This window comes from Providencia sp. UF-183 (assembly GCF_058246155.1).
The window spans coordinates 69364-81446 of the sequence record NZ_JBSICD010000008.1 but is presented as its reverse complement, the minus strand read 5'-3'; the positions used below and the strand labels follow the sequence as shown (position 1 = coordinate 81446).

11 protein-coding genes are annotated in these 12083 nt (G+C 43.0%); 4 read left to right on the top strand and 7 right to left on the bottom strand.

What is annotated here, in order from left to right; all coding sequences use genetic code 11:
• Positions 1 to 8: 8 nt before the first annotated feature.
• The 3 genes from AC4IFT_RS09625 to AC4IFT_RS09615 form a co-directional block, all read right to left on the bottom strand.
• Positions 9 to 1370, bottom strand: a complete 1362-nt coding sequence (locus tag AC4IFT_RS09625) for a PTS transporter subunit EIIC (RefSeq protein WP_490751213.1) — start codon at positions 1368 to 1370, stop codon at positions 9 to 11.
• A gap of 61 nt (positions 1371 to 1431) precedes the next feature.
• Positions 1432 to 2349 (bottom strand): N-acetylmuramic acid 6-phosphate etherase, encoded by a 918-nt coding sequence (murQ, locus tag AC4IFT_RS09620; protein WP_490751212.1) that lies wholly within the window; start codon positions 2347 to 2349, stop codon positions 1432 to 1434.
• 170 nt (positions 2350 to 2519) lie between these two features.
• Positions 2520 to 3212 (bottom strand): carbohydrate-binding family 9-like protein, encoded by a 693-nt coding sequence (locus AC4IFT_RS09615; RefSeq protein WP_490733113.1) that lies wholly within the window; start codon positions 3210 to 3212, stop codon positions 2520 to 2522.
• Between the two features lie 373 nt (positions 3213 to 3585).
• On the opposite strand from AC4IFT_RS09615, the gene sanA reads away from it, so the two are divergent.
• The gene (sanA, locus tag AC4IFT_RS09610) at positions 3586 to 4290 is read left to right on the top strand and encodes an outer membrane permeability protein SanA (protein ID WP_490733115.1); all 705 of its coding nucleotides are present in this window, start codon (positions 3586 to 3588) and stop codon (positions 4288 to 4290) included.
• Here sanA and yeiB read toward each other — a convergent pair.
• The 3 genes from yeiB to AC4IFT_RS09595 form a co-directional block, all read right to left on the bottom strand.
• Entirely contained in the window at positions 4287 to 5444 is a 1158-nt protein-coding gene (gene yeiB, locus AC4IFT_RS09605; protein WP_490751211.1) for a DUF418 domain-containing protein YeiB, read from the bottom strand. The two genes, sanA and yeiB, sit on opposite strands and share 4 nt — an antisense overlap.
• A 3-nt stretch (positions 5445 to 5447) precedes the next feature.
• A complete protein-coding gene (gene folE, locus AC4IFT_RS09600; RefSeq protein WP_206085371.1) occupies positions 5448 to 6107 on the bottom strand; it encodes a GTP cyclohydrolase I FolE in 660 nt (219 codons plus the stop codon).
• A gap of 210 nt (positions 6108 to 6317) precedes the next feature.
• Entirely contained in the window at positions 6318 to 7490 is a 1173-nt protein-coding gene (locus AC4IFT_RS09595; RefSeq protein WP_490751210.1) for a YbfB/YjiJ family MFS transporter, read from the bottom strand.
• A 250-nt stretch (positions 7491 to 7740) separates the two neighbouring features.
• Between AC4IFT_RS09595 and moeA the strand changes: the two genes are divergently transcribed.
• From moeA to AC4IFT_RS09580, 3 genes are all read left to right on the top strand, one after another.
• Positions 7741 to 8982, top strand: a complete 1242-nt coding sequence (gene moeA / locus AC4IFT_RS09590; RefSeq protein WP_490751209.1) for a molybdopterin molybdotransferase MoeA — start codon at positions 7741 to 7743, stop codon at positions 8980 to 8982.
• Between the two features lie 5 nt (positions 8983 to 8987).
• Complete coding sequence (gene moeB, locus AC4IFT_RS09585; RefSeq protein ID WP_490733123.1) at positions 8988 to 9734, top strand: molybdopterin-synthase adenylyltransferase MoeB; 747 nt, start codon at positions 8988 to 8990, stop codon at positions 9732 to 9734.
• 190 nt (positions 9735 to 9924) lie between these two features.
• Positions 9925 to 10260, top strand: a complete 336-nt coding sequence (locus tag AC4IFT_RS09580; RefSeq protein WP_219244239.1) for a zinc ribbon domain-containing protein YjdM — start codon at positions 9925 to 9927, stop codon at positions 10258 to 10260.
• A gap of 82 nt (positions 10261 to 10342) precedes the next feature.
• On the opposite strand, the gene AC4IFT_RS09575 is transcribed toward AC4IFT_RS09580, so the two are convergent.
• The gene (locus AC4IFT_RS09575) at positions 10343 to 11941 is read right to left on the bottom strand and encodes an ABC-F family ATPase (RefSeq protein WP_490751208.1); all 1599 of its coding nucleotides are present in this window, start codon (positions 11939 to 11941) and stop codon (positions 10343 to 10345) included.
• Positions 11942 to 12083: the final 142 nt, after the last annotated feature.

Sequence of the window (12083 nt, the reverse complement as noted above, 5' to 3'; positions counted from 1 at the left end):
TTATTTAATTATTTTTCAGGATCGGTGAAGCCTATTATCATACTGGCAATGAATCCGACAATCCATGCACCTGCAACGGCAATGAGGAAATCAAGGATTTGGCCATCACCCACTAATGGAATTAAAGATAACCCTGCAGTACCAAATGGGATGATGATCCCCACATGGAAGAACGCCATTAATGCCCCGCCCGCTGCGCCGCCAATACAACCCGCAATGAAAGGTTTACCCAGTGGCAATGACACACCGAATAACAGTGGCTCGCCCACACCAAAGATCCCCACCGGTAATGCACCGACTAAGGTTTTTTTCAGGCGTTGGTTTTTGGTTTTTAAGAATACCCAGAAACAAGAACCCACTTGCCCCATACCGCCCATGGCTAAGATAGGGAATAAGTAATTTAAACCAAAGGTTTGTAAGATTTCTGCGTGAATTGGAATTAAGCCTTGGTGTAACCCTGTTAACAATAAGAACAGGAAGCTGCCGCCTAAGATCCCGCCCGTTGCGACCGCACCGCCACCACTATTTAATAACGCAACGGAGACACCTTGCGCCAGAATTTGATTTAAATAATGGCCCGCAGGTTGGAAGACTGCGATTGCCACCATCGCCGAAACTAAAATAGTCACAAATGGCGTCACAATCAGGTCTAAGCTCTCTTTGATGATGCTTCTAAACCATACTTCAAATTTAGAGGAGAACACCACCACCATTAAGACCGCAAAAATACCGCCGCTATTTGGTACTAATTTTGAACCAAATAAGGTGATATCCGCTAACCCTGGCATTGATAATAAGCCCGCCATCACAGCACCAATCGACGTTGATGCCCCTAACTCTTTTGCGGTATTAACCCCAATCATAATCGACAAGTAAGCAAACACCGCACTACCGATTAATTTTAATAATTTGAACAATTCAGGGAACTGATCGACCACTTCAGGCGCGACTAATCGAACAATATTAATCAGCCCCATAATCAGACCACAACCAATTAGCGCGGGAATGGTTGGTACGAAAATCGCGGCTAATGTATTCAGCGTACGACGAATTGAGAAACCTTTTTTCTTTTCAGGTTCTGTATTTTCTGTGCTCGCTGTGCCACTGCCCTGCATGCGCTTATTCATCACCGAAAACACTTTTGCCGCGGTTCCCATGCCAACAATCACTTGTTGTTGTTCACCATTAAAAATCACGCCCTTCACCCCTTCGATTTGCTTTAAGGCGTCGGCATCAAATTTTTCATTATCTTTTAAGACTAAACGGATACGAGTCATACAGTGGGTCAATGTTGCCACGTTCTCAAAGCCGCCCGCATATTTTTCTATTTCTCTGGCGAGTACTTCCAGATGTTCTATTTTATTAGCCATATCGTTCCCCTAATGTTGGCGCAGCTATTTTCATAACTTACCCGCATTTCTTTCCCATTTATTAACGGCGTGTTTCTAACAGGCTATCCAATGTAGTATTTGGATGCTGTTGAACGAGTTCCGTTGCTTGCTGTGCATTAATTTGTAATTCAAACATCAAAATTGCGCGTCGAGGATGGTAGTCCACTTGCTCTAATAACCGTGCTGCGGCTTCGATATCAATACCGCAAACCTCACTGACAATGCGCTCTGCGCGGCGTAATAACTTATAATTGCTTGCGACAACATCAACCATTAAATTGGTATGAATACGCCCTAAACGCCCCATCACACATGTGCTGAGCATACCTAAAATCATTTTTTGTGCAGTGCCGCTTTTCATGCGTGTCGAGCCCGATAACACTTCCGGCCCAACATCAGGAGCGATGGCTAATTTCGCTACATCACTAATTAGCCCATGACCCCGCGTGGTGATCGCAACGGTCAATGCCCCAATTTCATTGGCATATTCAATGCCTGCAAGGGTGAAAGGTGTTCGCCCGCTTGCTGCGATGCCGACAACAACATCCTTTGCAGTGAGTTGGCGTTTTTTGAGTTCATCAATTGCTGCATCCGTTGAGTCTTCAATATTTTCAACCGCTTTTAGCATGGCATCATGACCACCCGCAATAATGGATTGAACTAATTCAGGGGAGGTACCAAATGTCGGGGGGCACTCTGCACTGTCTAATACCGCCAGACGACCAGAGGTCCCTGCACCAATATAAAATAACCGTCCACCTTGTTTCATGCACGCTGCGATTGCATCAACCGCCACCGCAATATTCGGCAAAACGTGTTGAATCGCCCCTGCAACCGTTGCATCCGCTTGGTTAATCGCAGTGGCCATCGCTAACGTATCCAACCGTGAAAACTGTAGCGTCTCTTGGTTGAATTCATTTTTTAGGCAGTCACTCAGTGTATTTTCCGCTAGAGACATTAAAACGCCCTCACATTGAAATTATATTTCATTAAAAGCTACTATATGTGAATTTTAATTTCAAATCAAATCACAACAAATGAATAATTTCGTCAGCGAATATGATCGCTCTCACAGTCCATTCAACGAAAAAACAGGTATTTGCCGGCCATAAAAGACCGGCACTTTGATTACTTCACAAATTTGCAGGTGCCAAAGGCGGATGGAATATGGAAATCCGGTTTCACGGAATCAGGTTTAATCCAGCTGATCCATTTACGCACTTGTTTTTCTTCACCCTTACTGAATTCGCCACGCAAAATGGCACACATTAACGTTTGCTTGTCTTTGTCTTGCCATAGATTTAAACGTGTAAATTCATCCAAATCGATTTTCCCCGTTAATACATAGCCATTTGGTGTCATTTCTCCCACTGTTTGTAACGTTTCCCAGTTCCAACTTGGGTCAACTTCACGGTAGTAGTTGGCTTTTGCATCGAACGTGCGGCCTTTTGGGTCCATTTCGGCGGTATAATAAGGTTTGAGCTCAGGGCTGGTAGCAAAAAACAGCTCAACACGGTCGGAATCTAATACCGCTTGGTCTTTATCGGCGTTATCACCTAGCTGAATGTCCTTATCATCGGCGATAAAGCGAAAATAAAGGGTATCATCACTCCAAAGTGCACGAAAATCGGTTTTTGGTGGTGTTTCTTTTTCCCATGGATAAATAAAGTCGGTTAATACTTCAGCTTGCTGCCATACCGCTTCGTTTTGTGCATCATTTAATGATTTTAATTGGTCAGTATGATTAATTTGGTACTCTTTCGCCGCAACACTGGCTGTCACTATCATCGCGCTAGCGGCAAGTAATGTGGTCAGTTTCATATTTCCCTCACGTATCAGATTTTCATATTTGTTTTACGGACTGATGACTCCCACCTAAAAGAAATGAAATTTCATCAATTGAATTAAATATAGAATTAAAATTTCAAAACAAACAGTCAATCGCGGCAAAAAATTTCGCTCTGTGAAGCAACTCACTTTTTGAATAATCTTCACTCACCCACTTTTCATCCAATATCTGATTAATTTTAAATCGATTTTCAGGCTTAATAGCAGTCAACTTTGGATCCGCTATCAACATTGACATGACTTTACGTTAGGCGACTTGCGTCACTAATTTAAGTCAAGTAGCCTAGAAGCTGCTCTACTGAGGCTAACACTTTTCTATTATGATTTTTATTTTCAAGGCTAGGACATGAGGAAACGTCTGCTTATTGGTCTTCTTATTCTTGCAGGGATAGCAGTTACGACCATTATTCTACTTGATCGCTGGATTAGCTGGGATACCGCGCCCTATATCTATGAAGATGTAGCGCAGTTGCCTGCCCGTGATGTTGGCATGGTACTTGGCACATCCAAATACTACACCTCTGGTGCCACCAACCTTTATTATACCAACCGTATCAAAGGTGCCGCGGAGGCCTACCACAGTGGAAAAGTAAAATATTTGCTACTCAGTGGTGATAATGGCGCGCACAATTACAATGAGCCCATTAATATGCGTAAGGATTTAATTAAAGCAGGAGTCCCAGCCTCCAAAATTGTGATGGATTTTGCAGGGTTTCGCACTTTAGACTCAGTGGTACGCACCAAAAAAGTGTTTGATACCGATAACTTCACGATTATCACACAACGTTTCCATTGTGAGCGTGCCGTTTTTATCGCTAAGCATAAAGGCATTGATGCGCAGTGTTATGCGGTTCCAGCGCCAGCTGGGATGTTCAAAGTTCGTGTTCGTGAAGTTTTTGCACGCTTAGGTGCACTTGCTGATGTGTATATTTTAAAACGTGAGCCAAAGTTTTTAGGTGAGCAAGAATCCATTCCTGCCCCAATAAAAATGCCCGATGGCATCAAAGGCTACCCTGCGGTATCCCCTGATGAAGTCAGTAAATTAAATTAATGATACTCATTCGTTTGATTTAACTTTTCTGTTAGCTTTCGCCACGCCCATTCCAGTGGGCCTTGGTTGAAAAACCGTAACCAATAATACGAAAATAGCATATTCCCTAGCCAAACAGGTGGAATAAAAGCCAATAACTCAAAACGGGTAAATTGTGCAAAATACCCCATATGGTAAAAAATAGTGGTACAAATCAATGTTTGTAAAATGTAGTTGCTCAGCGCCATCCGACCAATATTTTGTAACCATGAAACAACCACAGCATGCTGAATATAGCCCCAAAAACCATATACCAAAGCAATATAACCCAGTGATTGGAAAGGAATGACTAGCTCATTAATGATATAACCAACAATTGAAGTTGAAAAATAACTCCAACCAAACTGGCTCTGTCCATATAACGCAACCACTTGAACAAGCAGCGAAGGCACAATAAAAACCAGTGCCATACGACGATAATGCAGGGCACTAAATTGCCCGCGTAACCAACCATTTCGTATTAATAACGCACCAATAATCATCAGTGCAATTAACTGCCAACCATACTGAATAAATAACATTTGCAGCATCGCTTGAATTTCTTTTATGCGATAAATAACACCCTCGATGCCACCCACCGTTTTTGCGCTGTATTCAAAATAAATTTGTTCATCTGATGTCTGCCAAAAGCCTTGAGGATCAACCCCCCAACCTAAAATAAGCAGAATAAATAAGCCAATTAAATAAATGGATGCCGCTATTTTCAATAACGCTCCGTCGTCATATTGGTTCAATAAATACGTAGTCACCAACCCCGTTAATGCATAAGCCAGTAGAATGTCACCATCCCAGAGACCAATTCCATGGATCACCCCAAATAAAGCTAAAATAAATAAACGTCGATGGTTCCATTTCAAGGTTCGCGACTGCAATAGCGCTAGTGTTGCACCGAATAAAATCGAAAAAATAGCGAGGACTTTCCCTTGAAAAAACAGATTGAAAATAACCCAAATAAAGGCTTCGGAAGGGGGCGTGCTAGCGGTGTAATAAGGATTTAAATAGGCCGCAAGTGGCAAAGCAAAACCAAAGATATTCAACAAAAAAATACCAAGAATTGCCATGCCACGAACGGTATCAAGCTGCTCGATGCGGCTTGATGGAGTGATGGTTGTCATAAATTACAAGTGACGAACCGCACGTAAAAACTCTTGTCGTGTATTTTGACTCGACTTAAATAACCCACCTAATGATGTTGTGGTGGTCGCACTGGTTGCATCACGAATACCACGTGCTTTAACGCAATAATGCACCGCATCAATGGAAACAGCGACATTCGTAGTTCCAAGTAAGGTTTGCAGTGCAACTAAAATTTGCTGTGTCAAACGTTCCTGAACTTGCGGGCGCTGGGAGAAAAATTGCACAATGCGGTTGATTTTCGATAGCCCAATGACTTTGTCTTTTGGGATATAAGCCACTATCGCTTTACCATCAATAGTGACAAAGTGGTGTTCGCAAGTGCTGGTTAGCGTGATATCACGCACCGTCACCATTTCATCCACTTTCATTTTATTTTCAATTAATGTGATCTTAGGGAAATTGGCATAATCCAGCCCTGAAAAGATCTCATCAACGTACATTTTTGCAATACGACGAGGTGTATCCGCGAGGCTGTCATCGGTTAAATCAAGGTTGAGCAGCTTCATGATCTCTGTCATGTGCCCTTCAATCAGTTGCTTGCGCTCATCGCCTGATTTTGGCTGAATACGCAAAGGGGTTTCTAACCCTCTGGCTTCCAACGCAGCGTGAACTAATTCGGCCTCTTTACTGAGAGATGACATGTGATCCTCCACAAATGGTGTGACTATTTTTATAAAAATGCAGGTGTGCGCCGTACTCTAAAACAGCAGGTGCAGATAATCCAGTACAACCGCAACAACGGGTGTGAAATATTTGCATTCCCATAAACAACTTTATTCACTATGGTAAACCCATTGCTGCAAATCGCCATTATTTATAAAATATAATTAATTAAATATTTATTAACAAAGCTATTTATTAGAACGACGATAAACCAATAACCCGCCTATCACCAACGCGATAAGTGCGATGTACAATGCGGGCTCTAATTTTCCCGTTAAAGACGTAGAAATAAATGACAGCGTTGGCCCGACTAACTGACCGATAGCATAAAAGGTGGTCAATAATCCTGCCATAAAACGGTTATGATCAGGTGCCAATTCACGCCCAAGCTGCAACGCTAATTGCACTGTACACATAAACCCAGTTCCAACTAATACCGCCGAGATAACCAGCCCTGAAATTGAGGGAATAACCTCCGCTAACAATATCCCCATACCTTGTAGCCATAAGCTAATCGCTAGTCGATTACGTGTTGTCGATAAATTCCGCAGTAGCATCGCTAATAAAATGCCGACCACCGCAGATGCCCCAAAAACAGGCCAGACAAACTGAGCGAACAGGCTGTCAGGGAAACGCTGCGCCGCCATTTGTGATAAAAAAGTGGCGGGTAAAATATACCCAAACCCTGCGAGTCCATAGCACCAAACTAAGCGTTTGATTTCAGGGGTTAGCGTTAGTTTTTTAATTTCCCCCGCAGGCCGTTGCCACTGCCCTGTGCGCGGTAAATAACGGCTGATATATAGGCTCAAAACTAACGCGAGAACACCATAAATTACCCATGCTTCACTTGCTGTTAGATGCCATCGTTGGATCCCTACCGCTAACATGCCGCTAACGAAAATCCCCGTTCCTGTTCCTGCAAACACCGCCACACTAAGCGCGGGTCGATTAAGCCTCGCAAGGGTTTCATTGGCCCACGCCGCCACCAAGACCAACGCAATACCACTCGCCCAGCCAATCACAAAACGGGCAATACTGTGTAATATCGGGCCATTCAGCAGTGCACTGAGTAATGTAATGGCGACAGCGCCCCATACCCCTAACCACATACCCCTTTCGACATGGGAACGTGCTCGCATAGCGTCAAAAGACCCCAGCAAGTAACCAAGGTAGTTACAAGCAGCCACAATACTGGCACTCGATAAGGTCAATTGGTGCTCTTCAATCATTAGGGGCACTTGAGGTGTTAACGTAAATCGCCCTATCCCCATCACCACAATTAATGAAAGAAAACCAGTAAAAGCAATATGAAACGCGGTAGCACTACGGCTTAGTGAGGTCACAATCGGCTTTATTGACACAATTTTCACTCGTTAAGTTCTAGAAATATTGCACCTAGAATAGTTCACTTTCTTACTATTTAACATTAATACAACAAAAACAGCTTTATCGTTTTGTGCATTTGTTTGTTCTATAAATCGGTAATATCTGCCCAAAAGCTATCTGTAATCAATTTCTATTCATTCACCCAACCTATGATTTCTGCCATAATGTGCATTAAGAACACATTTTAAGCCTCAAGGCATATCACAATAATGAGGGTCATTATTTATGGATCAGTGTCATACTAACGATTTGATTTCTTTAGATCTTGCATTGGAAAAATTACTTTCTCAAACCAAAACCGTGACAAGCACAGAAATCATTCCACTGACTTTATCAGCACAGCGGATCATTGCCACTGACCTTATTTCCCCTATCAATGTCCCTCCCTTTGATAATTCAGCGATGGATGGGTATGGCTTGCGTTTTACAGATTGGGATGGAAAAACACCGATGCCAGTGGCAGGCAAGTCGTTCGCAGGTAACCCAATGGAAGGTGAACTGAAAGCAGGCTGTTGCGTGCGTATTATGACCGGAGCCCCTATCCCCCAAGGCGTTGATACGGTAGTGATGCAAGAATCCACTGAACAAACAGATGACGGCATCCTATTTACTCAGCCAATTAAAAAAGGCAGCAACGTCCGTAAAGCTGGCGAAGATATTGCCCAAGGCAGTGCGGTGTTCCCTGCAGGAACCTTACTCACAACCGCTCAATTGCCATTAATTGCCTCACTCGGTATTGCTGATGTGACAGTCTATCGTCGCTTAAAAGTGGCCGTGTTCTCTACTGGTGATGAGCTACAAGCTGTAGGCCAGCCACTTAGTGACGGGCAAATCTATGATACTAACCGCTTTACTGTCCGCTTGATGTTAGAAAAGCTCAATTGTGAAGTGTTAGATTTAGGTGTGATCCCCGATTCCCCTGAAAAACTAAAACAGATCTTTATTGAAGCGGATCAACAAGCGGATTTAGTGATCAGTAGTGGTGGCGTCTCTGTCGGTGAAGCCGACTACACCAAACAAATTCTTGACGAGTTAGGTACCATTGGTTTTTGGAAATTAGCTATCAAACCGGGCAAACCTTTTGCTTTCGGTAAACTCAGCAATTCTTGGTTTTGCGGGCTACCAGGAAACCCCGTTTCTGCTGCATTAACTTTCTATCAACTGGTTCAGCCGTTGATCGCCCGCCTTGCAGGCAACAGCCAATGGCGTGCACCACTTCGATTCAAAGTGCCAGTTATTACCCCACTGAAAAAGACACCGGGTCGTCTGGATTTTCAGCGCGGCATTTTAAGTGCCAATGAGCAAGGTCAACTTCAAGTTGCTACAACAGGCCATCAAGGCTCACATGTATTTAGCTCTTTTAGCTTAGCGAACTGCTTTATCGTGTTAGAAAGAGAACGTGGCCGTGTCGAAGCAGGCGAAACCGTTGAAGTTGAAATGTTTAACTACTTATTAAAAAGCGAATAATTACCGTGCAAGAACTTAGCGATAACGAAATGCTACGTTATAACCGCCAAATCATCCTTCGTGGCTTTGATTTTGACGGGCAAGAAAAACTCAAAGCGGGAAAAGTACTGGTCATTGGCTTAGGTGGCTTGGGTTGTGCCGCAACGCAATACCTTGCGGCGGCGGGTGTTGGCCATTTAACGTTAGTTGATTTTGATACCGTATCGCTTTCTAACTTACAACGGCAGATTTTGCACCGCGATGCCACTATTGGCGAAGCCAAAGTTGATTCTGCAAAGTCGCAACTTTGTGCGATTAACCCCCACATTCATATTGATGTGGTTAATGCACAACTTGACGATGCACAACTTAGTGAATTAATTACTCGCCATGATGTCATCTTAGATTGCACTGATAACGTTGCTATTCGTGAGCAACTTAACCGTTTGTGCTTGGCCCAGAAAAAACCGTTGGTCTCTGGCGCCGCAATACGAATGGAAGGCCAACTGTCTGTTTTTACTTATGAAGATGGCACCCCCTGTTATCACTGTTTAAGCCGTTTATTTGGTGAAAATAGCTTAACTTGTGTTGAGGCGGGTGTGATGTCTCCACTCGTTGGAACTATCGGCACATTAGAGGCGATGGAAACCATTAAACTGCTCGCCAATTATGGCAAAGTGAATTCAGGCAAAGTGTTACTGTTTGATGCGATGACGATGGATTTTCGCCAGTTTAAACTGAGCAAAGACCCACACTGCGAAGTCTGCCGCTAAGGCAAATTAATTGTTCAACTAGGCGAAATTATTTTCGCCTTTTTAATCTCTCCTTAGATATAAAATTAAGATTAATCCGAAAAAATAATTTAATTGCCCTTTGAGCTTATACTATCTCTCTTTTGTGGTGCCTATATGTATAAACATCACCACGTTTTATTATTTTGATAATGCTACTGAGAGTATGAATATGCAATTCCCTCCTTGCCCGAAATGTCAGTCTGAATACACCTATACTGATAACGATATGTATATTTGCCCTGAATGTGCGCACGAATGGAATGACGCAGAACCTGTGGCAGAGATTGATGAACTGATTGTTAAAGATGCCAACGGCAATCTGTTAGCGGATGGCGATACCGTCACTGTAATCAAAGACCTGAAAGTGAAAGGCAGCTCGACCATGCTCAAGATCGGTACACGTGTGAAAGGCATTCGCTTAGTCGAAGGTGACCACAATATCGATTGTAAAATTGATGGTTTTGGCCAAATGAAGCTGAAATCGGAGTTTGTGAAAAAGAACTAGGTAACCCAGTTACTCGTTTAGACAAACAAAAAACCCCAGTCACATTACGTCACTGGGGTTTTATTTTTAGGTAAAGCAAGGTTTACAGCACAACACCTTGGCTTGTTAGGTACTCGTCATATGTCCCTTTGAAATCAACAACTTTATCTTCTTTGATTTCTAAAATGCGACTTGCCAGTGAACTAACAAATTCACGGTCATGGGAGACAAATACTAGCGTTCCTTGGTACATCTCAAGTGCTAAGTTCAATGATTCGATGGATTCCATATCCAAGTGGTTAGTTGGCTCATCCATAATTAAGATATTTGGTTGTTGCATCATCAACTTACCAAATAACATACGCCCTTGCTCACCACCGGATAACACTTTCACTTTCTTCTTAATGTCGTCTTGTGAGAACAATAAACGGCCTAAGATACTGCGTACCGCCTGCTCATCATCACCTTCACTTTTCCACTGGCTCATCCAGTCAAAAACGTTAAGATCAGTCTCGAAATCTTCAGCATGGTCTTGTGCATAGTAACCAATACTGCTGTTTTCTGACCACTTAACCATCCCACTTGTAGCCGGTTGATCACCCATTAAGGTTTTTAAGAACGTGGTTTTACCAATACCATTGGCACCGATAACTGCCATTTTTTCACCCACTTCAAGCAGCAAATTGACGTCTTTGAAGAGTGGGCCTTGGTCATAACCATTCGCAACCCCTTCTAGCTCAAGAGCATTACGGAACAGTTTTTTCTCTTGTTCAAAACGAATAAACGGATTTTGGCGGCTAGAGGCTTTAACCTCATCCAATTGAATTTTATCAATTTGACGAGCACGTGACGTTGCTTGCTTTGATTTAGATGCGTTAGCGCTAAAGCGACTAACGAAAGATTGCAGTTCAGCAATTTGCGCTTTTTTCTTCGCATTATCAGAAATTAAACGCTCACGTGCTTGTGTCGCTGCAATCATATATTCATCATAGTTACCCGTGAATAAACGCAATTCACCGTAATCTAAATCCGCCATGTGTGTACAAACGGTATTGAGGAAGTGCCTATCATGGGAAATAATGACCATGGTGCAGTTACGATCATTCAGCACTTGTTCTAACCAACGGATAGTATCAATATCCAAGTTGTTCGTCGGCTCATCGAGTAACAGAATGTCTGGGTTAGAGAACAAGGCTTGAGCCAGTAATACACGCAGCTTCCAGCCCGGTGCAACTTCACTCATCGGCCCATAATGTTGCTCAACGGGAATACCGACACCGAGTAATAATTCACCTGCACGTGCTTCTGCGCTGTAACCATCCATTTCACCATAAGCCACTTCCAAGTCAGCAACTCGGTAGCCATCTTCTTCGCTCATTTCAGGTAATGCGTAAATACGGTCACGCTCTTGCTTCACATTCCACAATTCAGTATGGCCCATAATGACCGTATCCAGAACCGTATATTCTTCGAATGCAAACTGATCTTGGCGAAGTTTACCAATACGCTCATTCGGATCCGTTGTACTGACGTTACCCGCTGTTGGGGTTAAATCACCACCTAAGATCTTCATAAACGTCGATTTACCCGCACCATTTGCGCCGATTAAACCGTAACGGTTGCCTGTGCCGAACTTAACTGAGATGTTTTCAAACAGTGGCTTGCTGCCAAACTGCATAGTGATATTGTTGGTTGTTAACACTGCTATGCCTTAAATTAAACGGTGTAGAGTTACCTGTCTTAAAGAATGTTCATCATAGAAAAATGAATAATGTAGTCTCAAACAGCAAAGAAAATAGAGATTCCTATGACCTAAAGTACGACGGGTATAAATAGCGGCGCAT